Source organism: Clostridium lundense DSM 17049, from assembly GCF_000619945.1.
Classification (GTDB): domain Bacteria; phylum Bacillota; class Clostridia; order Clostridiales; family Clostridiaceae; genus Clostridium_AO; species Clostridium_AO lundense.
Window position 1 is genome coordinate 89,089 of record NZ_JHVC01000008.1, and the last position, 15,545, is coordinate 104,633.

The following is a 15,545-nucleotide window of genomic DNA, read 5'->3' on the forward strand; positions in this document are numbered from 1 at the left end:
TTCACTCCTTATCATTTGGGTAAGAACTTTTTTTCAACATAGGAGTTCCTATTTTATAAGCTGCTTTTGTCATAGCATGAGAGGCTGCCGGATTAGTTAAAACTATAAATATTCCTATTATTATAGATTTTATTCCTATAGTTATATTACCTATATAAAATCCATAAATAGCTGCTGCTATTAATATGGGAAGTCCTCCCATAGTTACTATATTGGTTGATGATTGCAACCTACAATAGGTATCTGGCATTCGTAACATCCCTACTACTCCTGCAAATATGAAGAATAAACCTATAATTAAAAATATATCTATTATAATTCGCACTATCATATTTTCCCCTCCAAATACCTTGAAATGAGGACAGTACCAATAAATCCAAGTAAAGTTACTATAAGCCCTAAATCTATATAAAGTGATCTTCCTTCATAACATCCAAACAGAACCATTATTAGTCCAATCATCACATCTATAGAATCAGCAGCTACTACTCTATCAATAATATTAGGTCCTTTAAATACCCTATATAAAAGTAAAGAGCTAAATACTACTATTAAAATAGAAGTAACCATAAACTCAAAGGACATATCAATCATATAAATATCCTCCTTACCCAAGGTTCAAATGCACCTTTAATTATATTTGATGCCTCTTTTTCTTCTTCAGTTTTTACATCAATCCAATGTATGTACATATATATCATTCCCTTTTCTTCTACTATATTCATAGCAATAGTCCCTGGGGTTAAAGTTATACAATTGGCTAACATCGCTAGACCATAATTTGATTTTAATTCCGTTTTTATTTTAACAATACCTGGATTGATATTTAAGTTAGGAGAAAGAGCTCTCTTAGCTACATCCCAGTTTGCCTTTACTAATTCTACAGTATAATATGGAATAAATAGTATTAGCCATAATATTCTACTTTTCTTGAACATCCAAAATGGATCTTCATTAATTAAATAAGATGAAGAAAATATTCCTACAAAAATGGATACTATAATCCCACCTATAAGTTCTTCACCTATATTAGGAGCTGAATAGCTTCCAATATAAATAAGCCATAAAAGGAATGATAATATCGCTGTTGAAAACACAGATTTAGCCTTCATTTTATTCCTCCTTTGCTTTAGTTATTCTCTTTTTGATCTCCTCTTTTAACCAGATTGTAAATTTATCTATACCTTCTCCAGTTATAGAATTAACCTTAAATATTTGAGTATTAGGGTTCACTTGCTTTTCTCTACTTTCCACTCTATTTTCATCAAACTGGAAATAACTTTTCAAATCATATTTACTTAATACCAATGCATCTGCTTTTGTAAACATAAGTGGATATTTTTCTATCTTATCATCTCCCTCTGGGATACTTAAAAGTGCAACCTTTAAATGTTCTCCAATTTGAAATTCAGCAGGGCATACTAAATTGCCTATATTTTCAACTATTAATATATCCAATGCTTCTAAATTAAATTCTGGTAATATATTTTTAATGGACATAGCTTCTATATGACATGCCCCTTCTGTATTCAATTGAACAACTGGTATTCCCATAAAAGCAATCTTTTCTGCATCTATCTTACCTGCTATATCCCCCTCTATTACACCTATTCTATAATCTTTTCTTAGATTTTCTATTAATTTTGTTATAAATGATGTTTTTCCACCACCAGGTGATCCCATAACATTTATCATAAATATTCCCTTTTTATTTAATAGTGTTTGTATTTCATCATGACAATCCTCATTCCACTCCATAATTTGTCTTACAATTTTTATTTCCATACCCTACTCTCCTTTTATAGAATCTATATAAAATTCATTTCCTTTTAAAATTTTAATATTAAAGCTGCCACAATTAGGGCAGCAAAAATTTATCTTATTCACAGTACATATATTATTACAATCTTTACATTGTATTTCCATTGGTATTTTTTCCACCTTTATTACTGCTCCCTTTAATACAGTATCCTTACTTATTATATTAAAATAGTACTGGATACAATCAGGTACTATTCCAGACAATTCCCCCACCTTTAGCCTTATTTCTTCTATCCTTTTTAAATTATTTTTTAAAGCTTCCTCACTGCAAATCTTAACTATACTTTCCGTTAGAGATAGCTCATGCATATTATCTATCCAAACAAGAAAAACAAGGATCTATACTTGCAACTATAAGACCTGCATCTGCAATAGTGTTGCCTTTAAGCATAGCTGGCACTGAAGCTGCATTTCTAAAGGTAGGAACATGTATATTTACTCTTCTGTTTCCTGGTCCGCCATCAGTAACTACATAATAAGTTAGTTCTCCTCTTGGTGCTTCGATTCTAGTACAATACTCCCCTGCTGGAACTCTTGGAATTTTAAATCCTAGGTTTATTGGAGTATCTGGCATATTTTGTGCTGCTTGCGTAATTATTCTTATACTCTCGCCAATCTCTAAAAGCCTTACTACTACCCTAGAAAATACATCCCCGTCTTTTTGTACAATCATATTAAAATTAAAGTCATCATAACAACAATAAGGATCTATTTTTCTAGTATCACATTCTAATCCTGAAGCTCTTCCATGAGGACCTGATAATCCATGTATCCATGCTTCATCATAACTTAACTTTCCTACTCCTTTTGTTCTTAAAGCTATAGTTTTATCTTTCCCGAATATATCTAATATTCTTTCATAAGGTTCTTTCATTTCTTCAATAAGCATTAATAAATCATGTATTTCTTCTTTGCTAAAATCCTTTCTAGCTCCTCCAATTATATTCATAGCATAGTTAACTCTATTTCCTGTTAAAGTTTCTAATGCACCCATAACCTTTTCCCTAGCGGAAAAAGTATACATAAATGCACTGTCAAAACCTATTATATGAGCAGCTAAACCTAGAAGTAAAAAATGTGAATGTAGCCTTTCTAACTCACATATTATTACCCTTATATAAGATCCTCTTTTTGGCACCTCCAACCCTGAAATATTTTCAATAGCTAAGCAGTATGCCAAACTATGAGAATGGGAACATATACCGCATACCCTTTCAACTAAAGTTATTGTTTGTATAAAGTTTTTCTCTTGAGAAAGCTTTTCTATTCCTCTATTGTTATATCCAATATAGACTTTTGCATCCTCTATAAATTCTCCATCAGTATACAATTTTACATGAACCGGCTCCTCCAAGGCTGGATGATATGGTCCTATAGGAATTACATAACTCATACAAATCCCCTTCTTTCTGCTATTTATTTTCTTCTTCATTATCTTTATTTTTATTTCTATTTCTGAGCTCTTCCATAGGAGTTACGAGTATTTGACCTGATCCATCAAAATCATCAGGCAAAAATAATCTATCTCCTTTTTCCAATCCTTCAAAATCTACTTCCATTACTTCACATATTTCCTCTTCACACCATTGTGCAGAACCTTTGTATATATGAGTTATAGTTGGAAAAACCTTTTCCCCCTTACATATAAAAGTTTTTATATCTCCATCTATATCAAAGTTATATGCAATAACATTTTCCCCTTCTTTATTTACATATCCATTCATAATTACAAGTCTTCTTTTTTGGTTTATCATTTCTCCAGCCATATTAACAATTTCATCTTTATTTATATAGGTAATATCCGTTTTATGCATAATATTCTCCCCTTTAACATATTCTAGGCAAAAGATCATAGGTAATTTTATCTAAAATTCTCCTACCTCCAAATAAAGTCTTTAGCAATACTTTTGAAGGCGTATAATCCACAACTTCTCCAATTACTGAAGCATTACTACATCCTATATCTTTTAAATCTTTTATTATATAATCACAAACGTCTGGAGATACAATTGCTAACATCTTTCCCTCATTAGCTATATATAAAGGATCCAATCCTAATAATTCACAAGCTCCAGCAACATCTCTATCCACAGGTATTTTTTTCTCTTCTATTTCTATTGAAAAATCCTCTTCTTCCACAAATTCCTTTAATGTAGTAGCAACTCCCCCTCTTGTAGGATCTCTCAGAATCTTCACTTCTTCTCCATATTTAAAAATGGTGTATGCTATTTTATTTAGTGGAGCACAATCAGATTTTATCTTACTTTCTAATAAATTTTCTCTAGCACAAAGTATAGATATACCATGATTTCCTATACTACCAGTTAATATTACCTTATCTTTTATTTTTATTCTTTTTTTACCTAAGTTTAATTCTTTGATTTTTTCGCCAATACCTGATGTATTTATATATATTCCATGCCCATGCCCCTTATCTACTACCTTAGTATCTCCAGTTACTATTTGTACTTCTGCTTCTTCTGCTGTGTTTTTTATAGAAAGTATTATCTTTTTTAAATCTTCAATATTTAACCCTTCTTCTAATATAAAAGATAAGCTTAAATATTTAGGAATGCTTCCACACATAAGTAAATCATTTACTGTACCGCACACACTTAATTTTCCAATATCTCCACCAGGGAAAAAATAAGGATATATTACAAAACTATCACTTGAAAATGCTATATCTTTTGAGGTATTTAATAATGCACCATCGCCTAATACATTTAATTTATCATTTCCCAAAGCAGGTATAATCATTTCCTCTATAATCATTGAAGTTTTTTTTCCTCCATTACCATAGGACATAGATATAATATTTTCCACAACCTCACCCCTCTTTATAAATAATACTTATAATAAGCTGCGCAGCTTCCTTCTACAGATACCATACAGGGTCCTATTGGATTTTCAGGAGTACATACCTTCTTAAATAATCTACACTCCTTAGGCTTTATTATGCCTTTTAATACTTCACCGCATTGACATATACTATTTTCTTCAAAATCTTTAATTTTTAATGGATATATACTTTCAATATTATATTTTTCATATTCATCCTTAATTTTAAAACCGCTATGATCTATTACTCCAATTCCTCTCCAATAATCATTTCCCTTATAAAAAACTTCATCTAAGGCATCCAATGCCAAAACATTTCCATTCCTACTTACTAATGATTTGTAGGCATTCTCTACTCCTATGCTTTTTTCTTTAATCATATTCAAAAGTGTCCATATTCCAACAATTATATTCTCAACTTTAAATCCAGTTATTACACCTGGACAGTTATAATCTTTTAAGAAATAAAACCCCTTTTCTCCTGTAATAGCTGCCACATGTCCTGGACACAAGAATCCTTGTATATTTAAATTTCTATCCTTTAACAAACACTTCATAACTGGTTCTACACTTTTATGCAAAGATAACACATAAAAATTTTTAATATTATTAACTTTTGCTTCCTTTATTGCTATTGCAGTATGAGGTGCAGTAGTCTCAAACCCTATGCCTAAAAAAAGAATTTTTCTATGAGGATTATTTACCGCCAGACTAAGGGCATCTATACTAGAGTAAACAATTTTTATATCTCCTCCTAATGCCTTGGCTTTTTCTAAAGTTATACTAGGTTTTGAACCTGGAACCCTTATCATATCTCCATATGTTGCAATAATAATATTTTCATTAAGTGATAAGTAATAGGCATAATCAATATAACAACTATGAGTAACACATACTGGACAACCTGGACCAGATATAAGATTTAAATTATGATTTAATATACTTCTAAGTCCAAACTTACCAATAGCTTCAGTATGACTCCCACACACCTCCATAATATTAACTCTTTCTTCAAAAGAATTAATTTCATTTATTAATGTTTTTAAATATTCATTTTTTATATTAGAAATAAAATCACCACCTTTATTTAATTTCTGCTATTTACCAAATTTATAGCTTCTATAATTTGTTTAGCTTCTTCTTCCTTTATTAAATCCAATGCAAATCCTGCATGAGTCATTACATAATCTCCAACTTTAGAAGAAGGTAAAAAATCTATTCTTATTTTCTTTTTTACTCCATTTATTTCCCCTATGGCTTCTTTGCCACTGATTTTTAATAACCTTAACGGAATACCAACACACATAATTCTCCTCCGTAAATTTTCTAATAATTATTATTTTTTCCATAAGATGAGGATTATATACCATCTATATAATCCTCATACTTTCTTCTAATAATATATGTTTTATATGGATAAACTATAAATATAAAAAGGAGTTTTTAGTTTTAAATTTTAAAATACTATGATATAATATAGCTAATTACTACCATTATTAAATTAATTGATATTTTAGAAATCATATTTTTACTAAGTTAATAAAATCTAATGCAAAGGAGTTAAACATATGGGGTTTACAGACAAAATAAATAAATATTATGCAGAAAATTATATAAAAAAATATGGAGATAGATTATCTCAGGTCCAGGGTAATGTAATTTCTGTTAAAATCGAAGAAAAAACTATACTATGGATTTTTCATAAATTAACCGCTACATTATTAGTAAAACCAGATAGAAGCAAAAACATTGTAAAATGTATTTATAAAAAGCATAGATGGTTTAAGAAAATTGACTTTATTCCTGTATCTCAAGGAAACTATGTTTTAGTTCAAGGTCTTAAAGGTAAAAAAGGAAAAGAAAATAGAGAACAATTAGAAATTATGAATATAAGAAATATGACTACTAGAAAAGATCTAATTCCTCTAGAAGGAAAAGAACCTAAAGTGCAGAAAGTAAAAACAAAATATAGATAATAAAAAAATAATCAAAGCAATGTAATTTGCTTTGATTATTTTTTTATTTAGAGTACAGTTAACAGAGTACAGTTAACAGAGTACAGTTAACAGTTAAGGAGGATTTTCTTCCGCTACTCTACATAAAATCTTTAATTTTAAACTTTCATTAATATCTTATTTATTTTTCACTTTGAAAGTTATTAATTATTAATTCCTATCTGTAATCTATCCTCTGTACTCCGTTATCTGAATTACCTGTGTCTATGGAAAAATAATAAATACATACTGTTTATAAATGCAATTATACCTGAGAAAAATATTACAATACACCATTGAGCTAAACTCAACGCTACAGTATGAAAAACGCCTTGTAAAAATGGAATATACAGTATTGACATAATCATAAGTATTGAAACCGTAACTGCTCCAACTAGATATATATTTGTAAATAACTTTATTTCAAATATAGAATGTCTTTCAGATCTACATTCAAAAACATGTATAAGCTGAGACATAACTAAAGTACATAAAGCCAATGTTCTACAAGTTTTTAAATCCATTTTATATACATATCCCATTAAAAATGCTGCAATAGTACATATACCTATCAAAGAACCTCTTATAATTATCTTTTCTTTAAGTCCTCTAGCAAATATACTTTCATTTTTAGGTCTAGGTCTTTGTTCCATTATATCTATATCAGCTGGATCAACTCCTAATGCTATAGCTGGAAGTCCATCTGTAGCCAAATTTACAAATAAAATTTGTATTGGTAAAAGTGGTATAGGCAAATTTATAATTGATGCTATAAACATAGTTAAAACTTCTCCTAAGTTACATGAGAGCAGATATCTTATAAACTTTCTTATATTATCATATATTACTCTTCCTTCTTCTACTGCCGATACAATAGTGGCAAAATTGTCATCTAAAAGAATCATTGAAGATGCTTCTTTTGTTACATCTGTTCCAGAAATTCCCATAGATATTCCTATATCAGCTTCTTTTACCGCTGGTGCATCATTAACACCATCTCCAGTCATGGCCACAATATTATTTTTACTCTTAAATGCCTTGACTATTCTAAGTTTATGATTTGGACTTACTCTAGCAAAAATTCTTAAATTGTCTATATTTTTTACTAAAACCTTGTCATCTAATTTGTCTAATTCTTCTCCTGTTATTACCTGAGTTTCATCATTTACTATATCTAATTCTTTTCCTATAGCATAGGCAGTATTCTTATGATCTCCCGTAATCATTACAGGTTTTATTCCTGCCAATCTACATTTAAATACTGCTTCTTTAACTTCCTTTCTCGGAGGGTCAATAATTCCTGCTACTCCTATAAATATTAAGTCATTCTCTATGGAACTGTCTCTATAATTAGAATATTCCTTATAAGCTGCTGCTATACATCTTAATGCCTTAAAGGACATTGTTTCTACAGCTTTTAAGACTTTGTTTTTATATAAAGAAGTAAAAGCTTTAACTTCTCCATCTACTAATATATACTTACATCTTTCTACTATTCTTTCTGGAGCACCTTTTACATAAACAGTATTTTTAAATCCTTCTCTAACTACTACAGACATCATTTTTCTTTCTGAGGTAAAAGGTTTTTCATGTACTCTTTTCCCCCTACTTAAAAAGTCTTTTAATTCACTAGTATCTTTAAAAAAAGCTTTTATTAAAGCTGTTTCTGTTGGATCTCCAAATAAACCCTTGTCTATCTTTTTTTCGCTATAATCAATATTACAGTCACTACAATATGTAACTGCTCTCTTAAAAGTATTATTATTTGGTACAGTATCTTTATCCACATTATATAAAAAGCTGTTAAAATAAAAAGCTTTAACGGTCATTTTATTCTCTGTTAGAGTTCCTGTCTTATCACTACAAATAATTGAAGTACACCCTAATGTTTCCACTGCCGGCAATCTTCTAACCAAGGCATTCTTCTTTAACATTCTAGATACTCCTAATGCTAATGCCACTGTAACTATAGCTGGTAATCCTTCAGGGATTGCTGCTACTGCAAGACTTACACCTAAAAGAAACATTTGATATTTGTCGTTTCCTCTACTTATACCCGTTATAGTTACTATAATGCATATACCAATGCAAACTAGAACTAATACTTTTCCTAAAGCATTTAATTTTTCTTTCAGTGGTGACTTATCCTTTTCTATATCTTGAAGCATTCCTGCAATTTTACCCATTTCTGTTTTCATACCTGTAGATATAACTTTAGCTTTCCCTTTGCCTGTAAGAGCTACAGTACCCATGTAAATGGTATTATTTTTGTCATTACAGCTCTTATTTACTCCTACAGATTCACCAGTAAGTAAAGATTCATCCACCATCAAAGAATTGTCTTCTACAAGTATACAATCTGCCGGTACTCTATCCCCACTTTCTACTATTACTAGGTCTCCAATAACTAAATTTTCTGCATTAACTATTTTTAAATTTCCATCTCTTATTACTTTTGCTGTAGGAGCTGCCAGATTATTTAATGCTTCTAAAGATTTTTCGGTTTTAAACTCCTGTATAAAACCTAAAATTCCGTTCATAATAACAATTACTAGTATAGTAATTGCATCAGCCTTTTCACCCATAAATCCTGAAATTAGAGTAGCACCAATAAGCATCCATATTATAAAATCATTAAATTGTTCCAATAAAATTTTTATTGGTGATATCTTCTTTTTTTGTTCTAATATGTTTGGCCCATATTTTTTAAGTCTTCTCTCTGCTTCACTTGAATTTAGTCCAGAGAAAAGTTCCTTTTCGTTAATCACAATTAACTCCCCCCAGTATTTTATTAATTCTTAACTACAATAAATATATGTTACAACTTAATAAAATATTTTAAATTTTTAAAATAGACCTAATTTTGCTTTTTCCCCTATTAATCCAAATGTTACTTTAAATTATTCTATTTTTTTGATATTATTAATAGGTACTTTAATATAATAGTATACATAATAAGGAGGTTTTTATATGAAGGATGTTATATACATAAGTGGACATAAGAATCCAGATACAGATTCTATATGTTCTGCATTAGCTTATGCAGATTTTAAAAATAAAACTGGTAATATACCAGCTATTCCTGTAAGACTAGGAGAATTAAGTAGAGAAACTCAATTCGTATTAGATTACTTTGGGGTTAACTCACCAGAATTAATAGATACAGTAAGAACTCAAATACAGGACTTAAAATTTGACAGTGTAATTCCAATATGTCCTGATATATCTTTAAAAATGGCTTGGTCCATAATGAAAAAAAATAATGTTCCAAACTTACCAGTTGTTGATGAAGGTGACAAACTTGTAGGTCTTGCTTCACTTGCAAATATAACTTCAACTTATATGGATATTTGGGATACTAATATACTTTCAAAAAGTGGTACTACACTTGAAAATATAGTTGAAACTCTTTCCGCAAAATGCATATATGTAAGTGATAAAATAAATAATTTCAAAGGAAAAATAGTAGTTACTGCTATGCAACCTGAAAGTGCTCGTGAACTTATTGAAGAAGGAGATATTGTTATTTGTGGTGATAGAGAAGATGCTCAAGAAATAATACTAGACTGCAAAGCGTCTCTTATGATAATAACAGGTAAACATGAAGTAACTGAAAAAATAATAGAAAAAGCTAAAGAAATTTCCTGTTCTATTATTATGACTCCTTATGATACTTTTACCGCTGCAAGACTTGTTCCTCAAAGTGTTCCTGTAAGCTATGTAATGACTAAGGATAATCTAGTTGTATTTAACAATGATGATTTAGTAGATGAAGCAAAAGAAAAAATGTTACAAACAAGATTCAGAAGTTATCCAGTAGTTGATAACGATGGAAAAATACTTGGAAGTGTCTCAAGATATCATTTAATATCAAAAAATAAGAAAAAAGTTATATTAGTAGATCATAACGAAAGAACCCAGTCTATACCTGGACTTGAAGATGCAGAATTACTTGAAGTAATAGATCATCATAGAATTGGAGATATTCAAACAGGTCTTCCTATTTATTTTAGAAATGAACCTGTAGGTTGTACTGCAACTATAGTAGCTTCTATATTCTTTGAAAATGGCATAAGACCATGTAGAAAAATGGCTGGCTTATTATGTGCTGCTATAATTTCAGATACACTTTTATTTAAATCCCCTACTTCCACTAATGCAGACAGACTTATGTTAAAGAGACTTTCAGAAATAGCAAATATAAATCCTGAAAAATTTGCTGAAGAAATGTTTAAGGCTGGTACTTCTCTACAAGGTAAAACTTTAGATGAAATATTCAATCAGGATTTCAAAGTATTTAATATAGGTTCATTAAAAGTAGGTGTAGGCCAAGTAACTACAATGGACACTGAAGGCTTCCAATCTATGAAGGAAGATATGCTTAAATACATGGAAAATAAAACCAATGATGAAGGCTTTAACCTATTAATGCTTATGGTAACAGACTTATTAAAGGACGGTTCTGAGTTATTGGTTACTGGAGATGAAAAATATCTTGTAAGCAAAGCATTTAATGTTCAATTAGATGGAAAAACTGTGTATATACCTGGATTAATGTCAAGAAAGAAACAGGTTATTCCTCCACTAACTGCTGCTGTTAATGAATCAAAATAATAAAAATACAGACTAACAAAGGAAAATCAATCTAATGTTAGTCTTTTTTCATGTTTTCTCTTAGCCCTTTAACATACTAAAATCAATATATGGACAATTATAATCATTGTTTTCCAAGATTTTTTTATTTAAATTAATCCAGCTTTTACATTTATCAAGAATAATTGCATCACTAGTTATAACATTATCTAATGTTTGTAAAATTCCATCAACATTTTCAACATTTTCAACTTGAACATCAAAACTAAACTCATTCAATAATTCTAATATTTTTTCTTTTAATCTACCACAATTAGATACTGGAGCATCTAGATAAAAAATAGCTTTGGCTACTTTAATTTCTTCTAACATTTCACCAATCATTTTAATTGCTAATTTGGTTTTATCTATTAAACGATAACTTCCTCTTAAGCCCGCTAAATCTCTAATTGTTCCATCCATACATTTTAATAATATAGAATGAGATAAAGCAACTTCCAAAGTAATAATAGTGTTAAATCCATCAATATTTACAACACTTTTTTCTAGATCCTTAGTAACTTTCTTATTCTTTCTCATTTGAATATCTTCTTTTGAAGATATAGCTCTTACCAAAGCCAATCTCTGTCTTTCAGATAATAAATAATGGTTACCAATAAATGTAGATGCACCTTTTATATTGTACTCGTGATTTAAAAGGTAATATAAATCATTTGCAGCTTTATATAATTTTTCAATGGATTTATCTCCAAATTCTCGCTCATCATTAATTGAATATCCTCTTTTAACAACTTTACTCATAACTTGCCATCCCTCACTTCCAATAATTATGCAGAAAATATAGCTACTACTGTTAAATTCATACTAATGTATACTTCGTTTAACTGCCCTATCATATTTAGTAAGTTTTCCAATACATCCAGATTATTGAAATGTATCCATTATAATATTTATCAAACATAATTACTTAATAGCTATTATCTATTTATCTGATATTTCTATACACTCCTCCTTTATTAGAGTTTTTTCATTAAAATTTACTCTCCATACTTCCTTCTTTTCAATTCCTCCTATATTAATTCCAAAATAAAAAGATGGATCTAAAAATATAACCTGTTCATTTTTTAACTTTATTTCAACAGCATCGCAAATCAACTCTTCTTCTTTTTCTTCTAAATTATAGAATTTCATCATATCTATACAATTACCAATTGCACCATCTTGTGTTAAAATAATTTCACTAACGGACGCTTTACCTTTCATCATATCTTCATCAATTTCAAAATTATGATTCACTAAATTTACTATTTTAATTTTAAGCTTAGAATATTGATTAATTGACTCAAATTCTATAAATTTAGAATTAATTTCAAAATATATGAATCTTAAATCAGGATAAAACTGTGCTACCCCATCTTCAATATCAACAAACCCTGTTAAATATATATCCTTGATATCATTATTTTTTGCTAATTTTTTAAAGCTCTCTATCATCTTTCTCCTATTCTTTTACTATTCTATCATTTTAAGTTCTTTCCATACCCAGCTAGATATTCTTTGAATTTTTATATCAGTTTATTTGGCATGATTCCTTACCCATTTCAATATTTTGAACACAACAAAAGACTAACATCTTTTTTATCAATGTATCTTCTAAAACTGAATATTTAATTCATTATAACAAGCTTTTCTTAAGTATTCTGAAAAATTAACAGCTAAGTACACTTCCTCACCTGAATTATGATCAAATAAAATTATTTCTTTACTTGGTGAATTAAATCCTATTGGGCTACCTTGTCCATCTACACCAACTACTACAAAATTTTTATATTTGCTAGGTAACTCATGTCTAAATCTTATAGTCTGTTCAACAAATGATGGAGTAGATACAAACTGTGCTTCTCCTAATCCTAATATAACTGTAGTTCCAACAACCCCACATCCAAACCTACAAATAAATTCCATATAATCTTCGGGCAATTCTGTATCTATTAATTCTTTGCATTTATCTATTTCTTCCTGATTAACCTCGCCTCCAAATGCCTCTGGCACCATATCAAATTCTTCCTTAATAATACGAAAAATCTCATTATTCACTTTACAACACCTCTCTTAATTGATTTTTCTGCTCATCAAACTTTACAATAATTTTATTTTCTATATTTGAAAGAACTTATCCCGCAGAATTATGTAATTATCTAATATTTATTTAAATATATTTTGAATTTATTCTAACCAGTAAGAAATGTCCTCATTAATTTTAGCACCAATCTCTCCTTCTCTTACAAAATCATAATCTAAATAGCCATCTTCATCTAAATAATAAATATTTTCTTTATAAAATTCGCATATTGTTTCTAAAAATTTTTCAACCGAATTATGCATTAGTATTAATTCACAATTATCATGAAATAGACTAACAACTTTCCCTTCGCCATTAATTGTTCTTACATAACATATAAAATCACTAGAGTAATTTGCTAACAACGGAATGATTATTTCATAACCTTTATTTTTATAATTAACCATGATGCTATCTAAATTTTTCTTTTCATCTAATAATTCATCAATATGAATTAGTCTATATCCTGGAATAAAGTCCATCATCTCTTGTTCTCTAATATCCCTTTTAGTGCCTGAAACATTACCATATATTACTTGATATAACTTGGGAATATTCAAATCTAATAGGGAAACTATATATTGCCAATTCTCTTTCTTATTCCCTAAACTTGCAGGGTAATTGCCTCTTAATTGAGCTGATAAATGAAGAAACTCTTTAAATAAATTAGTTAACATTACTTTTTTCCTCTCTATATATAAAATGATGTATATTAATAATTCTTATTTTGATTACTACATATATTTCCTACTATAATCAATCATAATTTGTATAACCTTGCAAATAATCATCATATTCAACAAATGTTTCTTTAAAAGACTCATCACTATAATCCAGTAGTAATGCTACTGCATAAGAATAGATATCCATCCATTTTTCCAATTTGGATTATCAATGTCACTATTTCTTCCTGAATGAAAACTTAAAAGTACTAATACCTCTTCTTTATTCATCATCACCAATTCCTTTTTATAAATAACTTTTGTTGTTAGTTCTTCTTAATTTGTTCTTGCTCGTAATTTATAGGAAAATATATGTGTACCTTACTCCTTTCAATGCTTTAATCATAGAAAGAGGCTAACATCTTTTTCTTCAGCGTTAGCCTTCATTATTTCTATACTATATATTTGATTTTTACTTTTGTTACATCTGACTGCATTATTGAAATTAATTTATTTACTAAGATTCAAATGTTGTTTTATCAGGAAATTTTCCTCCTTCTTTAATGAAACACCTAGCCAATCGTTGAGCTGCCCTGTCAAAATAAAATTGTGGTGATTGTACTGAATTTTGAACAGATTCCAGCTCATTAAACATCCTTGTCTTTTTATTTAGTTCTATCTTTCCCATCATTTTCTCATTAGGTCCAAATTTATATACTACCCTATCATCATCTTCAAATTCTTTGATTAGTAATACAAATGATGCCATTTTACTATCTCCTTAGTATAATTATTATTTATCAGTATCCCATATTTATTTACATTATTGTTTAATGCTATTTTACTTATATTTTTTATTCCTATTTTTCTTAATTCTTCATTTATGCCCTTATAATTTTCGTATTTATATACTTCTTCCTTAACACTAATCATTTGTAAATCTTTTATACCTTGCTAAGTATGATATTTATCATACATCAAATATTCTTCATAATCATATGCAAATTCTTTCATTTTCTTTATTACTGGATGCTTCTTAAACTCTTTAGAAATAATACCTCTTTACCATTTGCAATATTTTAGCAAATAAAAAAACTTGCTCAAAATATCAATTACTAGTCACCTGAACAAGCCCAAATAAAAATCTTTCATATGTTTATGTAATTATAGCAATCTTTTGTTTAATCATCCTCCTATAATTCCTCAAGCGTTTATGGCTTAAGCTCAACTATAATCCCATGCTCAATAATTTATAAACCTATATTCATTTTTATTTTATCTAAGTATTCATATATAGCTGCTCTTTCTTCTTCCCATTCTTCGTATTCATTTGCAAAACAGCACCATATATCTTCTATTCCAAATCCTCTTGAATCAAAATAATTAGTTAATGCCTTTAATAAATTTTTCTCACCAATATGTTCATAATAATATTTAATATACTTATTTATATCTTCTTTATTAGTTATTATCATCATTTGCCTTCATCAATTTTATGTAGTTAATTTTCTA

20 protein-coding genes are annotated in these 15,545 nt (G+C 28.9%); 2 read left to right on the forward strand and 18 right to left on the reverse strand.

All coding sequences use genetic code 11. The features are described from left to right. Position 1: 1 nt before the first annotated feature. From mnhG to T514_RS0110580, 10 genes are read right to left on the reverse strand one after another with little or no spacing between them, the layout of a single operon-like run. Complete coding sequence (mnhG, locus tag T514_RS0110535) at positions 2-331, reverse strand: monovalent cation/H(+) antiporter subunit G (protein ID WP_034868822.1); 330 nt, start codon at positions 329-331, stop codon at positions 2-4. Then, positions 328-594, reverse strand: a complete 267-nt coding sequence (locus T514_RS0110540) for an MrpF/PhaF family protein (RefSeq protein ID WP_242850590.1) — start codon at positions 592-594, stop codon at positions 328-330. Before T514_RS0110540 ends, mnhG begins: the two co-directional genes overlap by 4 nt. Beyond that, positions 591-1,112 carry a Na+/H+ antiporter subunit E gene (locus T514_RS0110545; protein ID WP_027624748.1) on the reverse strand — a complete coding sequence of 174 codons (522 nt, stop codon included), beginning with the start codon at positions 1,110-1,112 and terminating at the stop codon, positions 591-593. The genes T514_RS0110540 and T514_RS0110545 overlap by 4 nt, the downstream gene beginning before the upstream one ends. Before the next feature lies 1 nt (position 1,113). Next, the gene (gene hypB, locus T514_RS0110550; RefSeq protein ID WP_027624749.1) at positions 1,114-1,785 is read right to left on the reverse strand and encodes a hydrogenase nickel incorporation protein HypB; all 672 of its coding nucleotides are present in this window, start codon (positions 1,783-1,785) and stop codon (positions 1,114-1,116) included. A 3-nt stretch (positions 1,786-1,788) separates the two neighbouring features. Beyond that, positions 1,789-2,130: a hydrogenase maturation nickel metallochaperone HypA gene (gene hypA / locus T514_RS0110555; RefSeq protein WP_027624750.1), complete on the reverse strand. Its 342-nt coding sequence runs from the start codon at positions 2,128-2,130 to the stop codon at positions 1,789-1,791. Between the two features lies 1 nt (position 2,131). Next, the gene (locus tag T514_RS0110560) at positions 2,132-3,214 is read right to left on the reverse strand and encodes a hydrogenase large subunit (RefSeq protein WP_027624751.1); all 1,083 of its coding nucleotides are present in this window, start codon (positions 3,212-3,214) and stop codon (positions 2,132-2,134) included. A 19-nt stretch (positions 3,215-3,233) separates the two neighbouring features. Continuing rightward, the gene (locus tag T514_RS0110565; protein WP_169735818.1) at positions 3,234-3,635 is read right to left on the reverse strand and encodes an NADH-quinone oxidoreductase subunit C; all 402 of its coding nucleotides are present in this window, start codon (positions 3,633-3,635) and stop codon (positions 3,234-3,236) included. A gap of 13 nt (positions 3,636-3,648) precedes the next feature. Then, a complete protein-coding gene (gene hypE / locus T514_RS0110570; protein WP_027624753.1) occupies positions 3,649-4,647 on the reverse strand; it encodes a hydrogenase expression/formation protein HypE in 999 nt (332 codons plus the stop codon). Between the two features lie 14 nt (positions 4,648-4,661). Continuing rightward, a complete protein-coding gene (gene hypD / locus T514_RS0110575) occupies positions 4,662-5,732 on the reverse strand; it encodes a hydrogenase formation protein HypD (RefSeq protein WP_027624754.1) in 1,071 nt (356 codons plus the stop codon). A gap of 17 nt (positions 5,733-5,749) precedes the next feature. Next, entirely contained in the window at positions 5,750-5,968 is a 219-nt protein-coding gene (locus T514_RS0110580; RefSeq protein ID WP_027624755.1) for a HypC/HybG/HupF family hydrogenase formation chaperone, read from the reverse strand. Between the two features lie 262 nt (positions 5,969-6,230). On the opposite strand from T514_RS0110580, the gene T514_RS0110585 reads away from it, so the two are divergent. Next, a complete protein-coding gene (locus tag T514_RS0110585) occupies positions 6,231-6,638 on the forward strand; it encodes a hypothetical protein (RefSeq protein ID WP_027624756.1) in 408 nt (135 codons plus the stop codon). A gap of 233 nt (positions 6,639-6,871) precedes the next feature. On the opposite strand, the gene T514_RS0110590 is transcribed toward T514_RS0110585, so the two are convergent. Beyond that, a complete protein-coding gene (locus T514_RS0110590) occupies positions 6,872-9,421 on the reverse strand; it encodes a calcium-translocating P-type ATPase, PMCA-type (protein ID WP_027624757.1) in 2,550 nt (849 codons plus the stop codon). 205 nt (positions 9,422-9,626) lie between these two features. On the opposite strand from T514_RS0110590, the gene T514_RS0110595 reads away from it, so the two are divergent. After that, on the forward strand, positions 9,627-11,270 hold the full coding sequence (locus tag T514_RS0110595; RefSeq protein ID WP_027624758.1) for a putative manganese-dependent inorganic diphosphatase: 1,644 nt from the start codon (positions 9,627-9,629) through the stop codon (positions 11,268-11,270). Positions 11,271-11,330: 60 nt separating this feature from the next. Here the strand turns inward: T514_RS0110595 and T514_RS0110600 are convergent, their stop codons facing one another. The 7 genes from T514_RS0110600 to T514_RS24390 all read right to left on the reverse strand — a co-directional run bounded on the left by T514_RS0110600 (position 11,331) and on the right by T514_RS24390 (position 15,508). Further along, on the reverse strand, positions 11,331-12,050 hold the full coding sequence (locus tag T514_RS0110600) for a DUF434 domain-containing protein (protein ID WP_027624759.1): 720 nt from the start codon (positions 12,048-12,050) through the stop codon (positions 11,331-11,333). 180 nt (positions 12,051-12,230) lie between these two features. Then, positions 12,231-12,743, reverse strand: a complete 513-nt coding sequence (locus tag T514_RS0110605; protein WP_027624760.1) for a hypothetical protein — start codon at positions 12,741-12,743, stop codon at positions 12,231-12,233. Positions 12,744-12,902: 159 nt separating this feature from the next. Next, positions 12,903-13,346, reverse strand: coding sequence for an SMI1/KNR4 family protein (locus T514_RS0110610; protein WP_027624761.1), 444 nt, complete (start codon positions 13,344-13,346; stop codon positions 12,903-12,905). A gap of 129 nt (positions 13,347-13,475) precedes the next feature. Next, positions 13,476-14,048 carry an SMI1/KNR4 family protein gene (locus T514_RS0110615; RefSeq protein WP_027624762.1) on the reverse strand — a complete coding sequence of 191 codons (573 nt, stop codon included), beginning with the start codon at positions 14,046-14,048 and terminating at the stop codon, positions 13,476-13,478. Between the two features lie 502 nt (positions 14,049-14,550). Then, positions 14,551-14,802, reverse strand: coding sequence for a hypothetical protein (locus T514_RS0110625; RefSeq protein ID WP_027624763.1), 252 nt, complete (start codon positions 14,800-14,802; stop codon positions 14,551-14,553). Next, the gene (locus tag T514_RS27320; protein ID WP_027624764.1) at positions 14,781-14,966 is read right to left on the reverse strand and encodes a hypothetical protein; all 186 of its coding nucleotides are present in this window, start codon (positions 14,964-14,966) and stop codon (positions 14,781-14,783) included. Before T514_RS27320 ends, T514_RS0110625 begins: the two co-directional genes overlap by 22 nt. 317 nt (positions 14,967-15,283) lie before the next feature. After that, the gene (locus T514_RS24390) at positions 15,284-15,508 is read right to left on the reverse strand and encodes a hypothetical protein (protein WP_034868831.1); all 225 of its coding nucleotides are present in this window, start codon (positions 15,506-15,508) and stop codon (positions 15,284-15,286) included. Positions 15,509-15,545 lie beyond the last annotated feature (37 nt).

Coding starts and splice junctions, on each gene's coding strand:
- mnhG (WP_034868822.1), bottom strand. CDS start 331: ATGATAGTGCGAATTATAATAGATATATTTTTAATTATAGGTTTATTC.
- T514_RS0110540 (WP_242850590.1), bottom strand. CDS start 594: ATGATTGATATGTCCTTTGAGTTTATGGTTACTTCTATTTTAATAGTA.
- T514_RS0110545 (WP_027624748.1), bottom strand. CDS start 1,112: ATGAAGGCTAAATCTGTGTTTTCAACAGCGATATTATCATTCCTTTTA.
- hypB (WP_027624749.1), bottom strand. CDS start 1,785: ATGGAAATAAAAATTGTAAGACAAATTATGGAGTGGAATGAGGATTGT.
- hypA (WP_027624750.1), bottom strand. CDS start 2,130: ATGCATGAGCTATCTCTAACGGAAAGTATAGTTAAGATTTGCAGTGAG.
- T514_RS0110560 (WP_027624751.1), bottom strand. CDS start 3,214: ATGAGTTATGTAATTCCTATAGGACCATATCATCCAGCCTTGGAGGAG.
- T514_RS0110565 (WP_169735818.1), bottom strand. CDS start 3,635: ATGCATAAAACGGATATTACCTATATAAATAAAGATGAAATTGTTAAT.
- T514_RS0110580 (WP_027624755.1), bottom strand. CDS start 5,968: ATGTGTGTTGGTATTCCGTTAAGGTTATTAAAAATCAGTGGCAAAGAA.
- T514_RS0110585 (WP_027624756.1), top strand. CDS start 6,231: ATGGGGTTTACAGACAAAATAAATAAATATTATGCAGAAAATTATATA.
- T514_RS0110595 (WP_027624758.1), top strand. CDS start 9,627: ATGAAGGATGTTATATACATAAGTGGACATAAGAATCCAGATACAGAT.
- T514_RS0110600 (WP_027624759.1), bottom strand. CDS start 12,050: ATGAGTAAAGTTGTTAAAAGAGGATATTCAATTAATGATGAGCGAGAA.
- T514_RS0110605 (WP_027624760.1), bottom strand. CDS start 12,743: ATGATAGAGAGCTTTAAAAAATTAGCAAAAAATAATGATATCAAGGAT.
- T514_RS0110615 (WP_027624762.1), bottom strand. CDS start 14,048: ATGTTAACTAATTTATTTAAAGAGTTTCTTCATTTATCAGCTCAATTA.
- T514_RS0110625 (WP_027624763.1), bottom strand. CDS start 14,802: ATGGCATCATTTGTATTACTAATCAAAGAATTTGAAGATGATGATAGG.
- T514_RS27320 (WP_027624764.1), bottom strand. CDS start 14,966: ATGATTAGTGTTAAGGAAGAAGTATATAAATACGAAAATTATAAGGGC.
- T514_RS24390 (WP_034868831.1), bottom strand. CDS start 15,508: ATGATAATAACTAATAAAGAAGATATAAATAAGTATATTAAATATTAT.